Source organism: Gordonia sp. GONU (assembly GCF_024733855.1).
GTDB classification, from domain to species: domain Bacteria; phylum Actinomycetota; class Actinomycetes; order Mycobacteriales; family Mycobacteriaceae; genus Gordonia; species Gordonia amicalis.
Genome location: NZ_JANRHB010000014.1, coordinates 1 through 14,675 on the forward strand (window position 1 = coordinate 1; position 14,675 = coordinate 14,675).

The following is a 14,675-nucleotide window of genomic DNA, read 5'->3' on the forward strand; positions in this document are numbered from 1 at the left end:
CGGGTTGCTGCATCCCGAGCAGGGGTCGGTGATCATCGATGGCACCGATATCACGCAGTGTTCGGCCAAAGAGCTCTATGAGATCCGGACGTTGTTCGGTGTGCTGTTCCAGGATGGTGCGTTGTTCGGTTCGATGTCGTTGTTCGACAACATCGCGTTCCCGCTTCGTGAGCATACGAAGAAGAAGGAGAACGAGGTTCGCGACATCGTGATGGAGAAGATCGATCTGGTGGGTCTGACCGGTGCCGAGGACAAGCTGCCGGGTGAGATCTCCGGTGGTATGCGCAAGCGTGCGGGTCTGGCGCGCGCGTTGGTGCTCGATCCGCAGATCATTTTGTGTGATGAGCCGGACTCGGGTCTGGATCCGGTGCGTACGGCCTACATCTCGCAGTTGTTGATCGACATCAACGCCCAGATCGATGCGACGATCCTGATCGTGACGCACAACATCAACATCGCGCGGACGATCCCGGACAACATCGGCATGTTGTTCCGGAAGGAGTTGGTGATGTTCGGTCCGCGTGAGCAGTTGTTGACCTCGGAGCAGCCGGTGGTCAAGCAGTTCCTCTCCGGTGATCGGTTCGGTCCGATCGGTATGTCGGAGGAGAAGGACGAGGCTCTGGTGGCGCAGGAGGCGGCGATGGCGGCGGCGGGTATCTCCGGTGGTGGTACCAAGGAGGATTTCACCGAGATCATTCCGCAGGTGCAGCCGAATCCGGGTATGCCCGAACGCAAGGCGGTGGCTCGTCACCGGGAGCGCGTGCATGCGATGCTGCCCGACCTGCCGCAGAACGCGCAGGAGGCGATTCTGCGCAGTATGGCCGAGGAGGACCGCATCCGCGCGGAGGGCGACGCCCATGCGGCCGACGTGGCAGGCGGCGTCGCGGGCCCGGGGGCGCGGGACTGGCAGGACGCACCCACACAGGTCCTGCCCAGGATCTGAGAGCGCGTCCGGCGCCCCGTCGGCGCGCCGGCCGACGCATGCCCACTACCTATTGATGTTAGGTTTGTGTCCCGTGTACGGGCCGTGAACCGTCACGAGTGTCCATGCCTGAAGTGGAGGCGAATCGCCCATGAGAATTGATCCCCGTACCCCTGTCGTCGTCGGGGGCGGACAGGTGAACGAACGGAACGGCGGGGTCGAACCCGTCGACCTCATCGTGCGGGCCGCCCGCGACGCGGCCGAGCAGGCCGGGGCGCCGAAGCTGCTCGAGAACGTCGACTCGGTGCGTGTGGTCGGATTGCTCTCCTGGCGTTACCGCGATCCCGGGGCGCTCGTGGCAGAACGACTCGGTGCGGCACCGGCGCACACCGGTTACACCGGAAATGGCGGCAGTACCCCGCAGGTGCTCGTCAACGCCGCCGCCGAGGACATCGCCGCGGGACGGGCCGATGTCATTCTCATCGCCGGCGCGGAGTCCTGGCGCACCCGGATGAAGTTGCGTGCCAAGGGTGAGCGGCCGGCGTGGACCAAGCAGGACGAGTCGGTGCCGGCGGCCGAGATCATCGTCCCGGACGTGCCGATGGAGGCCGAGAGCGAGCGCCGGATCGGGCTGGACCGCCCGTCGTACGTCTACCCGCTGTTCGAGCAGGCACTGCGAGTCTCTGCCGGTCGGACCATCGCGGAGCACGCCGAGTACATGGGCGCACTCTGGTCGTCGTTCAGCGAGATGGCCGCGACGAACCCGCACGCCTGGACGCAACGTGCGCTCACCGCGGCCGAGATCGCGCAACCCTCGGAGAACAATCGCTGGATCTCGACCCCCTACCCGAAGTTGTTGAACTCCAACAACATGGTGGACCAGGGCGCGGCGCTCATCCTGTGCTCGGCGGAGGCGGCGGAACGTTTTGGCGTGCCGCGTTCGGAGTGGGTGTTCCCGCACAGCGGCACGGAATCGCATGACACCGACGCGATCGCGGCACGTGGCGCGCTGGACCGGTCGGCGGCGATCCGGATCGGTGCTCGACGCGCACTGGAGCTCGCCCGGGTGGGGATCGACGACGTCTCGTTCCTGGACATCTACTCGTGTTTCCCGTCCGCCGTGCAGGTGGCCGCCATCGAACTGGGCCTCGATCCGAGTGGTACGCAGCGCCCGCTGACCTGCACCGGTGGTCTCACCTTCGCCGGCGGGCCGTGGAACAACTACAGCACGCACGCCATCGCCACGGTCGTCTCACGACTTCGCGAGTCGCCGGGTACGTACGGTCTGGTGACTGCCAACAGCGGGTACCTGACCAAGCATGCGTTCGGCGTCTACAGCACCGAACCGCCGGTCGACGGCTTCCGCCGCGAGAACGTCCAGGCCGAGGTGGACGCCGAACCCACCACCGCGGTGGCGGAATCGCACGACGGTGTCGCCGAGATCGAGTCCTGGACCGTCGCCTTCGGACGAGACGGTAACCCCGAGAAGGCATTCGTGGCGGCTCGCGTACCGGGCGGCGCCCGCACTCTGGCAGTGGTCACCGACTCCGGTGACCTCCGTGAGCTCGCCGAGGCCGAGATGGCCGGCCGCCGACTGCGGGTCGAGCAGTCCGGCACGGCCCGCCTCGATTGACCGAGAATATCTAAAGACGTAAGGTTTATTGCACAGACGCCGGGCATCCGGCGGTGAAGGAGTGACGCGATGAGCGAGATCGACGACTTTCGTGCGCGCTATACGCAGCACGTCGGCCACGTCGCCGCCGGGGACATGAAGTCCGCAATGGCGGAGATGGTCCAGGAGAACCTCCCGACCGTGTTCGAGGGCGTCGACGTGCCCCGTGGCGCGATCGAGAACCACCGGATCGTCGGCGTCCGGGCGGACGGCGACCGGATGATCGGTGAGGCGGTGTACGCCTTCGATGGCCGCGAGATCGGCCTCCGCTCGATCTGGGAACGCCACGACGGCACCTGGCTGGCCGCGGCGCTGGAGAACTTCCCGCCCGGTGATCGCGCATGACCGCCCCGACGGTCGACGTCCCGTGGGGGCCGGCGGCAGACGGTCTCGATGCGCCGTATTGGGAGGGCCTTCTCGCCGGTGAACTGCGGCTACAACGCTGCGGCACCTGCCGGACCTGGATCTGGAGTCCGCAGTCGGTGTGCGGCTCCTGCCACGGCTTCGACCTCGGATGGGAGCGCGTCGAACCGGTGGGCACCGTCTACAGCTGGAGTCGGAGCTGGTACCCGTACATCGAGGAACTGTCCGACCGGATGCCCTACATCAGTGTTCTCGTCGAACTGGCCGACGCCGGCGGTCGCCGCGTCCTGGGCCTGCTCGTCGACGACGTCGAGCGGACACCGCGGATCGGCGAGTCCGTCACCGGTGTCTTCGAGCACAAGGCGGGCGAACCCTGGCCGCTGCTGCGGTGGCGCCGGGCCGACTCGCCGAATGGAGAGCAGTGATGTCCGGATCGATTCGTGGTGCGACCGCCGTCGTCGGCGTCGCCGAGATGCATTACAAGCGTGGGCAATCGCCCATGACCGAACAGCAGATGACCATCAAGGCCATCATCGACGCCTGTGCCGACGCCGGGGTCTCGCCCCGTAAGATCGACGGATTCGTCTCGTACGCAGGCGGTTCCAACGACGGCCCGATCCTCGGCGCGGCCCTGATGGTCGACGAACTCCGTTGGTCGAACATGATGTGGGGCGGCGGCGGAGGCAGTGTCGCCGCGGCCGTCACCAACGCGGCTGTCGCGATCGCATCGGGACAGGCGCAGTGCGTCGTCGTGTACCGGGCCATGTCCCAGGCCGACACCGGACGACTCGGATACGCCAAATACCACTACGGCCCGCATTTCGTGGCACACGGAGTGGGTTCACCCGCACAGATCTGCGCCATGCGGACGCAGCGGATGCTCGAGCACGACGGCGTCCCGCGGACGGCGATGCGCTCGCTCGTCCTGGCGGCCTATCAGCATGCGCAGCAGAACCCCACGGCTCAGGGGCACGGCCGGCCGCTCGACGAGGACACCTACGAGTCGTCGCGCCTGATCGCGGAGCCCTTCCACCTGTACGACTGCTCGCGGGAGAGCGACGGGGCGGTGGCACTCGTCCTGGTCTCCGCCGACCGGGCGCGCGACCTCCGTGCCGATCCGGCCTACGTCATCGCGGGCGCGCAGGGCGCGCCGGGCGGATACTCCGAACGCGTCGACAACGACGAGCAGTACTCGACGGCCGGTTTCGGTCCGGCCAACAACGGTAAACCCGGTGTCGCCGAACGTCTCTGGGCGTCGGCAGGTCTGGGCCCCGACGATGTCGACGTGGTGCAGGTCTACGAGAACTTCAGCGGCCCCGCGGTTGCGGCGCTCATCGACCATCGCCTCTGCCCACCCGGTGAGGCGGCCGGCACCGTGATGACGGTGGAGAACCTGACCGCCCCGCACGGCAAGCTCCCGGTGAACACCAGCGGCGGCAACCTCGCCGACTCGTTCATCAACGGACTGAACCTCGCCGTGGAAGCGGTGCGACAGATCCGGGGTACGTCGACCAACCAGGTCGCCGACGCGAAGACCTCGCTGTTCATCGGTGGTCCGATGGCGCCGCTGGTCAGCTCCGTGTTGTTCGGCCACGCAGACACCCTGTAGCCAGGCACTCAGACTCCGAAGGGTCATCATGTTGGATCGCAACGAACTGTTCATCGACGGCACCTGGACGGCGCCGGCGTCGGGTGAGCACGGCGACGTCATCGAAGCCGCCACCGAGAAGGTGCTCGGCCGAAGCGCTCTCGCGGGACCGGCGGACATCGATGCCGCCGTTGCAGCCGCGCGCGCCGCGCTCGACGGACCGTGGGGTTCGATGAGTCGCGCCGAACGTGCCGACCTCCTCGACCGTTTCGCGGCGGCGATGACCGCCCGTGCTCGTGGCACCGCCGAACTGGTGAGCCGGGAGAACGGGATGCCGATCAGCCTCGCGAAGCCGACGAACGGCTACGGCCCCGCGGCGATGCTGTCGTACTACGCCGGCCTGATCCGGTCGGCGGAGGACGAGGAGGTGCGGCCCGGTGCGCTCGGCGGTCGGACCGTGGTCCGCAGCGAGCCCGTCGGGGTCGTCGCCGCGATCACGCCGTGGAACTACCCGCAGCCGCTCGCCGCGATGAAGATCGCGCCCGCACTTGCGGCCGGCTGCACGGTGGTACTCAAACCGGCGCCCGAAACCGCCCTGGATGCTTTCGTCTTCGCCGACGCGGCCCAGGAGGCCGGTCTGCCGGCCGGTGTCCTCAACGTCGTCCCGGGCGGTCGCGAAGCCGGTGCCCACCTCGTCGGACATCCCGGGGTCGACAAGGTGGCCTTCACCGGGTCGACCGTCGCCGGACGGGCGATCGGTGAGGTGTGCGGTCGGCTCCTGCGGCCGGTGACCCTGGAACTGGGCGGCAAGTCGGCGGCGATCGTCGCCGAGGACGCCGATCTCGGGGTGTTCGCCGATCACCTGCTGGAGGTGTCGCTGGTGAACAACGGGCAGACCTGCCACGCCAGCACGCGGATTCTCGCTCCGCGGTCTCGCTACGGCGAGGTCGTCGACGCGGTCACCGAGACCGTCCGTGCGCTGCGCGTCGGTGACCCGCTGGACAAGACGACGGCCATCGGTCCACTCGTCAGCGCCGCACAGCGCGAGCGGGTACTCGGCCACATCGAGTCGGGCCGGGCCGACGGTTATCAGATCACCACAGGGGGAGGCGTTCCCGCCGACCTCGCGCAGGGCTGGTTCGTCGAGCCGACCGTCTTCGCCGGCGTCGACAACTCTGCCTCCATCGCGCAGGAGGAGATCTTCGGTCCGGTGCTCACCATCACCGAGTACGCCGACACCGACGACGCGGTGCGCATCGCCAACGACTCGGTGTACGGACTCGGCGGCACCGTGTGGACCGCCGACGAGGAGCGCGGACTCGAACTGGCCCGCCGGATCCGAACGGGGACGGTCGGTGTCAATCACTACGCCCTGGACCTCACCGCTCCGTTCGGCGGTGTGAAGGCATCGGGTCTCGGACGTGAACTGGGCCCAGAGGGTCTCGCGCCCTACCTCGCCCCCAAATCGGTGTACTTCGCCACCCGCTGATCGACCGACCTGCAACAGGAGTGACATGACGGATCTGCCCCTCACCGGTGTACGGGTCGTCGACGTGACCGACGGCCTCGGCGAGTCGTGCGGCCGATTCCTCGCCGACCTGGGCGCCGAGGTGGTCCGCGTGGAGCGGCCCGGTGGTTCGGCCTCACGCCGGTCCCAACCGGTCGAATCCGGGATCAGCATCCCGTTCGCATTGAACAACGCGAACAAGCGGGTCGTCGTCCTGGATCTGGACTCCGGACCGGACCGGACTCGTTTCCTGGATCAGGTTGCCGCCGCCGACATCCTGGTGGAGAGCACCCCGAACGGGCTGCCGACGGGAACGGGGTTGGGCGCCGCAGACCTCCTGGCCATGGCCCCCGGACTCGTCGCCGTCTCGATCAGCGGGTTCGGTCAGACCGGTCCGTACCGGGACTGGGCCGCGACCGAATCCGTGATCTACGCGATGAGCGGGGTGCTGTCCCGATCCGGCGAACCGGGCCGTGAACCGCTGCTGCCGCCGGCCGGCCTCGTCGAGCAGTCGGTGGGGGTGCACGCCGCATGGTCGGCGTTGCTCGCCTACTACGACCGACTGCGGACCGGCAGCGGACAACTCGTGGACATCTCGGCATTCGAGTCGGTGGTCCACGGCTTCGATCCCGGCTTCGGCGTGCAGGGGTCCGCCGCGGCCGGTCGTCGTGACGACTTCCCGCGTGGGCGTCCCGATGCGGCGAATTTCTATCCGGTCCTGCGGTGTGCGGACGGACAGGTGCGGATCTGCCTGCTGGCCAAGCGACAGTGGCGCGCGATGTTCGCCTGGCTCGGCGAGCCCGAGGAGTTCGCCGACCCCGCCTACGACACGATTCCGGCGCGCTTCGCCGCGGCCGACCGGCTGCATCCACTCATCGAAGAGCTCTTCGCCGGGCGCACGCGCGACGAACTGGTCGCCGAGGGTGCCGCGCGCGGGATTCCGATCGGGGGCGTGCTGCGTCCCTCGGAGGTGCTCACCAACGACCACTTCGCGGCTTCCGGCACCCTCGTCGACGTCGAGATCGCCCCGGGTGTCGAAGCGCGCATTCCGTCGGGTTACGTCAAGTTCGACCGACAGCGCGCAGGCTTCCGGCACGGCGCGCAGTCGCTCGACGAAGCGGCCGACTTCTGGTCCGGGACAAACGATCTCCACGAGTCGATCCCCGACGCGGGCGTGGCGGGGCCCCATCCGTTCACGGGGCTGCGTGTGCTCGACCTCGGTGTGGTCGTCTTCGGCGCCGAACTCGGTCGCCAGTTCGCCGACCACGGCGCGGACGTGATCAAGGTCGAGAACCGCGACTTCCCGGACGGTCTCCGCCAGTCGAAGAGGGGCGCTTCGCTCGCCGCATCCGTGGCGTGGGGACATCGCAACCGCCGCTCGCTGGGCGTCAACCTCCGCACCGACGAAGGCCGGGAAGTGTTCCGGCAGCTGGCCGCCGAAGCCGACGTGGTCCTGGCCAACTTCAAGCCCGGAACCCTCGACTCGATGGGGATCGGCTACGACGAACTGCGCAAGATCAATCCGCGCATCATCGTCTCCGACGGCAGCGCCTTCGGCAGCACCGGTCCGTGGAACAACCGACTCGGGTACGGGCCACTCGTGCGCGCGGCCTGCGGGGTCTCCGCACTGTGGCGATACTCCGACGCCGACACCGGCCTGAGCGACGGCTCGACCGTCTACCCCGACCACATCGGCGGCCAGGTCGCGGCGGTGGCCGTACTCGCCGCGCTGATCGCCCGACTGTCGCACGGTCGCGGTGCCGAGATCGAGGTGGCGCAGGCCGACGCCGCTCTCGTCGCGCTCGGCGGGCAACTCGTCCGCGAATCGCTGGCGCCGGGATCGGTGTCGGCGGTGGGCAACACCGACCCGTTCGCCGCGCCCGCGGGCGTGTACCCGTGTGCCGGTGACGACGAGTGGTGCGTGGTCGCCGTCCGCGATGATCAGGACTGGCGCAACCTCACTCACCTCATCGGCCGCGACGATCTCGCCGGCGACCCCCGATTCGACGGCGTGGCCAAGCGGATCGAGAACCGCGACGAGGCGGACAAGGTGCTGACCGAATGGCTGTCGGAGCGGACGCCGACCGAGGCGATGACCGCCCTGCAGGAGGCCGGCGTACCCGCCGGGGCGATGGTCCGGCTTCCCGAACTGCTGACCGACCCGCACCTGTCGGCGCGTGAGGCCTACACCCAACTCGAGCATCCGCTGCTCCCGGCGCCCCTGCCCACCGCGGTGCGCGTCGCGCGGTTCACCTCGATTGCCGACGCGCCCCTACGGCCGGCCCCTCTGCCCGGCGCCGACACGCACGAGATCGCCGTGGAGCTGCTGGGCCTCGACGAGGCCGGGTACAGCAGGCTCGTCGCCGACGGAGTGCTCCAGCCACTCGAGGAGAGTGCACGATGATCACCTATGAATGGCGTCCTCGCCTCGAGGGCGACGAACTCGACGAAGTGATCGAACTCGTCACCACCGCAGCCGAATACGACGACGAGGCCGGGTTCTCACACATCGACCCCGCGTTGGTGAGGGAGGTCGGTGACGGTACCCGCACCGTTGCGCACCTGCCCATCAAGGCACGTCGCGATCTCAGCCCGCTCGAGGACGTCCCGATGGTGATCGTGGCGTACCTGCACCTCACGGTCGACGCGGACGGGTTGGGGACCGTCTCCTGTGTGGTTCATCCGGACTACCGGTCGCGCGGTATCACGACCCTGCTCGTCGAGGAGATGGGTCTCGACACGGCCGGCCCGGACGGCTGGGATCACACCGGCGCCACCGCACTTCGGTGCTGGGCATATTCGACGCATCCCGCTTCGGGGCGCCTGACCCGGCGGTTCGGTGTCCCGGCGGTCAGCCGGCAGTGGACCCTGGTGCGGCACCTGACCGGGCCGTTCGCGCTGCCGCTGGACAAGCCGGTGGTCCCGGCCGGGGTCACCCTCACCGAGCCGCGGGAACTCACGGCCGACGACCCGGTGCTCGCCGATGTCCTCGAATCCGCCGAACTCGCACCGCGGCACCGTGATCGCATCACCGACGAGCTGCGGCTCGGCGGCAGGTTGATCGCCGATGCACGGAACGCGGACGGAGACGTACTGGGCTTCGTGTGGTTCTCGATCGACCACCGCCGTCACCTCGACCTCAGGTCTGCGCCGGTCCACGCGCTGGTCCTCTCGGCCGCCGCGCGCGGCGAGGGCGTGGGCACCGCGCTCCTGCTCGGTGCGCTCTGGCACCAGATCGACGCCGACGTCCAGCTGTCCACGTTGCGAATCGATCCGGAGGACACGGGCGCGGTCCGGATGTGTCGTCTGCTCGGCTACGAGCAAGAGGACGTGCACTCCTGCTACCAGGTCGGCGAGAGCGCGAGTCCGCCACCGGCATTCCGCTGACACGACGTCACGACATGTGAGAAGGCCCTAGATGAACGACAACCTGACCGGCGTCGGCGTGCTCGACCATCACAAGCTGCGCGTCGTCGCGAAAGAGGTTGCGGCCGAAGGGGTCGTATCGCTCGTCCTCGCCGACCCCGACGGCGGCGACCTCCCGGCGTGGTCGCCGGGCGCGCACCTCGATCTGGTGCTCGGGCAGAACCTGATCCGCCAGTACTCCCTGTGCGGTGCGGTCACCGACCGGCGTCATCTCCGGGTGGCGGTCCTGCGCGAACCGGAGGGGCGCGGTGGGTCGCAGAGCGTGCACGATGACGTGGCGGTCGGCGACCTGATCGCGGTCAAGGGGCCGCGGAACAACTTCCCGCTCGTCGACGCACCGGCCTACCTGTTCGTCGCCGGCGGAATCGGTATCACCCCGCTGAAGCCGATGATCGCCGAGGTCGACGGGTGCGGTGCCGAGTGGACCCTGCTCTACGGTGGCCGGACGGCGGCGGGGATGGCGTTCGCGGATGTTCTGGCACAAGAGTATTCGGATCGGGTGCAGGTGAGGCCGCAGGACGAGCACGGACTGCTCGACCTCGACGCGGCACTCGACGCCGTGAGTCCGGGTACTGCCGTCTACTGCTGCGGACCCGAACCGTTGCTGGCGGCTCTCGAAGAGAAGTGCCGGTCCCGCGGCGTCGAACTACACCTGGAGCGGTTTTCGCCGAAGTCCGTTCCGTCCGAATCGGATTCACCCGGCGATGCGTTCGAGGTGGTCCTCCACCGAAGCGGACGGACGGTGACCGTCGGAGCGGACGAGACGGTCCTCGACGCGCTCCTCCGCGATGGCGTGGAGGTCGACTTCTCCTGCCGCGAGGGCACCTGCGGAACATGCGAACAGACCGTCCTCGACGGCGTTCCGGACCACCGGGATTCGGTGCTCGACGACGACGAGCAGGCCGCGAACGACTGCATGATGGTCTGCGTCTCGCGCAGCTGCTCGGCGCGGCTGGTTCTGGATCTCTGACCCGAAAGGACCGTCCGAGCGCGCCCATCGTCAGCCCGCTGCGACCTCGTCCGCGGCCGGGAGGTCGTGATCCCGGATGATGCCGTGCAGGAAGCTCCGCATCATCGCCTCGAACAGCTGCTTCTGGGTCAGTTCGTTCTTCGACAACGCCTCGGCGAGAAGCGGTTGCGAATCGGCCGACACGTTGGGGAAGATCGCCGAGCGCGGTCGCGGCGGCCGCATCGCCTCCATGAGTACCGCGCCGATGGACAGCGTCTCCATGCCGTCGAGGATGCGGACATGCAGGTCGACGGGGACTCCTGACTCCAGCAGGAACTCGGCGGTGTCCTCGTAGGTGGCGGTGAACAGGTCGCGGGGCAGGTGCTGCAGCAGAACCGGTGCGGCATTGCGATGACGGAGGATCGACTGCCGGAAGTTCAGGGCCAGGTTCACGAAGAACTCCGGCCAGTCCGGTCCGGGTTTCATCCGGGGCCGGCGCACCGCGGTGCCGGCGATGTACCGGGCGACCTCGGTGAGGATCTCGTTCTTGTCGTCGAAGTGGTGGTACAACGACGGCGCGCGGACCCCGAGATGCTTGGCGAGTTTGGGGAGGCTGAAGGCGTCGAGCCCTTCGGAGTCGATGATCTCGATCGATGCCATCACGGCGGCATCGCGACTGATCAACGGCTTGGACGGCCGTGCCATTGTTCCCCTCTCAGCGCGTCACAAAGTGCGGCACACCTTATGCGCGCCCGCATCTGACCTAACCACAGTAGTTTCTGCGTGACCGATCGTCCATGTGGTGGGGGCGATTCTCTCCGGTCAGTCCAGGCGGCGCTCGGCGTACGCCCTGAGCTCCTCCACCTGGACCGGGTCGAGGGAGGGGCGGACCCGTCGCCGGGCCTCGGTGACATCGTCGGCGGTGACCGCGGCGGCGTTGATGTCCCGGCGCATCGCCGACAGGGCGGCTTCGCGCAGGAGCGCCGAACAATCTGCGGCGGAATAGCCGTCGAGGTCGGCCGCGAGTTCGTCGAGGTCGATGTCGTCGAGCGGGACGTCGCGGCCGCTGGCGCGCAGGATGTCACCGCGGGCGGCGGCATCCGGCGGCGGTACGAAGACCAGTCGTTCGAGGCGTCCGGGCCGCAGCAGAGCGGGATCGATGAGATCGGGCCGGTTGGTGGCGCCGAGCACGACCACGTCCTGCAGCGGTTCGACCCCGTCGAGTTCGGTGAGCAGCGAGGCCACCACGCGGTCGCCGACCCCGGAGTCGGTGGACTGTCCGCGGCGGGGAGCGAGGGCGTCGACCTCGTCGAGGAAGATCAGCGACGGCGCCGATTCCCGTGCGCGGGCGAAGAGGTCACGGACCGCCTTCTCCGACGAGCCGACCCACTTGTCCATCAGCTCAGCACCTTTGACGGTGTGCACCGACAACTGGCCGGACGCGGCGAGCGCCCGCACGACGAAGGTCTTGCCGCAGCCGGGCGGGCCGAAGAGCAGCACACCGCGCGGCGGGTCGACGCCGAGACGGGCGAAGGTGTCGGGGTGCTGCAACGGCCACAGCACGGCCTCGGTCAGGGCCTGCTTGGTCTCGACCATGTCGCCGACGTCGGCGAGCGTGATCGAACCCAGGGCCACCTCGGGTGAATCCGACCGTGAGACCGGGCGGATCACGTCGAGCGCGCCCACCAGGTCCTCGGTGCGGAGTGCCGGTTCGGACCTGGTGTTGCTGGCACGGGTGGCGGCGCGCAGCGCGGCCTCCCGGGTGAGCGCGGCGAGGTCGCCGGCGACGAAGCCGGGCGTGCGTGCGGCCACCGAGTCGAGGTCCAGGTCGCCCTCGGTCGGAACCGTCGACAGGATCGCCGACATCAGCCGCGCCCGCGTCGCGGCGTCGGGTAGGCCGATGATCAGTTCGCGGTCGCACAACGACGGATCGCGAAGGCGCGAGTCGAGGCGGACCGGCTCGGCCGTGGTCGCGACGAGTGCGATGCGACCGTCGGCGATGCCCGACCGCAACTCGTCGAGGATGAGGGTGGCGACCGGCTCGGGTTCGGACGGCAACAGGGCGTCGACGTCGGTGATGAGCAGGACCCCACCGGTCGCGCGGGCCCGGGCGACGGCGTCGGAGACCGTGCGCAGGCGGGTGTTGGGTTCGGTCGCGCCGGTCGTCGGGCCGTCGACGGTGACGAGTGTGCGTTTCGCGCAGACCGACCGCACCACTGTCGCCTTGCCGCCGCCGGCCGGCCCGGTCACCAGGACACCGAGGCGGGGTGCGGCTCCCAGGGTGCGCAGCACGTCGGGCTCGTCGAGCGTGATCGCCAGCCATTCGGTGAGCTTGGTGATCTGGGAATCGACGCCGACCAGCTCGGACACCGGCCGGACCGGGACGTCCGGCTCCTCCACCGGGAGGCGGCCGACGCCGGCCGCGGTCGCCGGGGCGGGTGCGCTGACCTGCGCCTCGGGCACGATGCCGAGTGCGCCCGGAAGACGCGGTGAACCGGTGCGGTCGTCGCCGAGCGGGGGTACCACGCCGGCGGTCGTCGACCACAACACCGCGGTGTTGGTCTGGACGCTGACGGGGGAGCCGGGATCGGTGCCGGTGACCGTGAGCAGTTCGGTGGTCCAGGTGATGCCGACGGACCGGGCCAGGGCGCGCGTCGCCTCGGTGGCGGCGAGTTCGGGGCCGAGGTCGCGCGGCAGCAACGACACCGCGTCGCCGACCGACAGCACCTTGCCGAGCAGCGCGCGCCGGAGCGTGGACTCGGTGATCGACTGGGTGGCCAGTACCGAACCGTTCACGATCACCCGGCTCGCCCCGTGCACGACCACCGGTGCCAGCACCACCGAGGCGTTCTCTCTGACCCCGGCGTTGGAGAAGAGGATCTCGTCGAGCAGCGCGATCCCGGTCGGCGACGCCGCGCCGGTCGCCGCGACCACCGCGGCGGTCACGCGGGCGCCGGTGATCGACACGGCGTCCCATTCCCGCAGCGACAGCGCGGTCAGCACCTCGGGATGGACCCGGATGATGCCGCGCCGGGCCTCGGCCGCGGAGGTGTTGAGCCGCGCGGTCAGCGTCAGGGACACCTGTGAGCTCACTCGGTCTCGCTTTCGGCTTCGGCGGCCACCGGTCCAGCGCCGGCGGTCGCGGCGTTCCGGTCCGCGGTGTCGTCCTCGGTCGGGCGATCAGCGGGCTGGTGAGCAATGGCCGGGGCGCCGGTCGGACGGTTGAGGCCGAGCCGGCGCTGCGACTTGAGGACGGGGCGTCGTCGACGGCCGTCGGGCTCGGTCTTCGACGCCTTCCGCTGTGCGCGACGTTCGGCGGGCCTCTCCTCCCAGTACTCCGGTCGGGAGGCGACCCAGCGCCGTGAGCGCCACGCGAACGGGATGTGGATCGCGTAACCGAGGATCGCGATCATCATCAGCACGTACGGGTAGGTCAGCAGGAGTGCCGCGCCGACCGCGACGAGGACGAGGAGACCGGCGACCGCGCGGGGCGGGATCGACGCGGTCTTCAGCGACGCGGTCGGGACCCGGCTGACGGCGAGGAAGGCCACCAGGACCAGCCAGCCGCCGACGGCGGGAAGCGACGTCCACCAGCCCTCACCGAACTGCTGGGCGAGACCGATCGGCAGCAGCGCGGCGATGGCGGCCGCGGGCGCCGGAACGCCGACGAAGAAGTCCCTGGTGTAGCCGGGTGCCTCCTCGTCGTCGAGCAGGGTGTTGAAGCGGGCCAGGCGCAGCACGACCGCGCAGCAGTAGACGAGCGCCAGCGCCCAACCGAGATCCTGGCCCTCGAGCAGGTGGAAGTAGACGATCATCGCCGGCACCACGCCGAAGTTGATCGCGTCGGCCAGGGAGTCGATCTCGGCGCCGATCCGGCTGGTCGCGCCCATGAGCCGGGCGACCCGTCCGTCGATGCCGTCGAGGAAGGCCGCGGCCACGAGCAGACCCATGGCGGCGTCGATGTCACCGGTGGTCGCCGCGCGCATCGCCGTCAGTCCGGCGCAGATCGCGAGGATCGTCAGCGACGACGGGATGATGATGCGCCCGGCCTGCGCCTGTCGGCGGACGCGACGCCGCTCGGGTTCCCGTGGCGCCGCCGGTGTCGGGGCGTGGGCCTGCGCCTGGCGTCGTGCCGACCGCGCGGTGGGGTTGCGGGTCGTGGAGGGTCGGGTCGGTCGGCGGATCCCGGGGCCACCGGCCCGGAGTCCGGAGTGGCCGTCGGAGGAGTTCGCTGCGGGGGGGTTCACG

At 69.4% G+C, this 14,675-nt stretch carries 12 protein-coding genes; 9 read left to right on the forward strand and 3 right to left on the reverse strand.

Features of this window, described 5'->3' with window-relative positions:
* The 9 genes from NWF34_RS14150 to NWF34_RS14190 all read left to right on the forward strand — a co-directional run.
* Positions 1-943, forward strand: a 943-nt coding sequence (locus NWF34_RS14150) for an ABC transporter ATP-binding protein (RefSeq protein WP_258325341.1), incomplete at its 5' end; no start/stop codon positions are given.
* 130 nt (positions 944-1,073) lie between these two features.
* Complete coding sequence (locus NWF34_RS14155; RefSeq protein ID WP_096272966.1) at positions 1,074-2,555, forward strand: acetyl-CoA acetyltransferase; 1,482 nt, start codon at positions 1,074-1,076, stop codon at positions 2,553-2,555.
* Between the two features lie 69 nt (positions 2,556-2,624).
* Positions 2,625-2,939, forward strand: a complete 315-nt coding sequence (locus NWF34_RS14160) for a hypothetical protein (protein WP_096272968.1) — start codon at positions 2,625-2,627, stop codon at positions 2,937-2,939.
* Positions 2,936-3,382 carry a Zn-ribbon domain-containing OB-fold protein gene (locus NWF34_RS14165; RefSeq protein WP_096272970.1) on the forward strand — a complete coding sequence of 149 codons (447 nt, stop codon included), beginning with the start codon at positions 2,936-2,938 and terminating at the stop codon, positions 3,380-3,382. Before NWF34_RS14160 ends, NWF34_RS14165 begins: the two co-directional genes overlap by 4 nt.
* A complete protein-coding gene (locus tag NWF34_RS14170) occupies positions 3,382-4,566 on the forward strand; it encodes a transporter (protein WP_096272972.1) in 1,185 nt (394 codons plus the stop codon). Before NWF34_RS14165 ends, NWF34_RS14170 begins: the two co-directional genes overlap by 1 nt.
* A 28-nt stretch (positions 4,567-4,594) precedes the next feature.
* Positions 4,595-6,034, forward strand: a complete 1,440-nt coding sequence (locus NWF34_RS14175; RefSeq protein ID WP_096272974.1) for an aldehyde dehydrogenase — start codon at positions 4,595-4,597, stop codon at positions 6,032-6,034.
* A gap of 25 nt (positions 6,035-6,059) precedes the next feature.
* Entirely contained in the window at positions 6,060-8,456 is a 2,397-nt protein-coding gene (locus NWF34_RS14180) for a CaiB/BaiF CoA-transferase family protein (RefSeq protein ID WP_096272976.1), read from the forward strand.
* The gene (locus tag NWF34_RS14185; protein WP_006436881.1) at positions 8,453-9,439 is read left to right on the forward strand and encodes a GNAT family N-acetyltransferase; all 987 of its coding nucleotides are present in this window, start codon (positions 8,453-8,455) and stop codon (positions 9,437-9,439) included. The genes NWF34_RS14180 and NWF34_RS14185 overlap by 4 nt, the downstream gene beginning before the upstream one ends.
* Positions 9,440-9,470: 31 nt before the next feature.
* Positions 9,471-10,448 carry a PDR/VanB family oxidoreductase gene (locus tag NWF34_RS14190; protein ID WP_006436880.1) on the forward strand — a complete coding sequence of 326 codons (978 nt, stop codon included), beginning with the start codon at positions 9,471-9,473 and terminating at the stop codon, positions 10,446-10,448.
* Between the two features lie 30 nt (positions 10,449-10,478).
* Here the strand turns inward: NWF34_RS14190 and NWF34_RS14195 are convergent, their stop codons facing one another.
* From NWF34_RS14195 to NWF34_RS14205, 3 genes are all read right to left on the reverse strand, one after another.
* Entirely contained in the window at positions 10,479-11,132 is a 654-nt protein-coding gene (locus NWF34_RS14195; RefSeq protein ID WP_006436879.1) for a TetR family transcriptional regulator, read from the reverse strand.
* Between the two features lie 117 nt (positions 11,133-11,249).
* Entirely contained in the window at positions 11,250-13,520 is a 2,271-nt protein-coding gene (locus tag NWF34_RS14200; protein ID WP_006436878.1) for an AAA family ATPase, read from the reverse strand.
* On the reverse strand, positions 13,517-14,674 hold the full coding sequence (locus NWF34_RS14205) for a phosphatidylcholine/phosphatidylserine synthase (protein WP_006436877.1): 1,158 nt from the start codon (positions 14,672-14,674) through the stop codon (positions 13,517-13,519). Before NWF34_RS14205 ends, NWF34_RS14200 begins: the two co-directional genes overlap by 4 nt.
* Position 14,675: the final 1 nt, after the last annotated feature.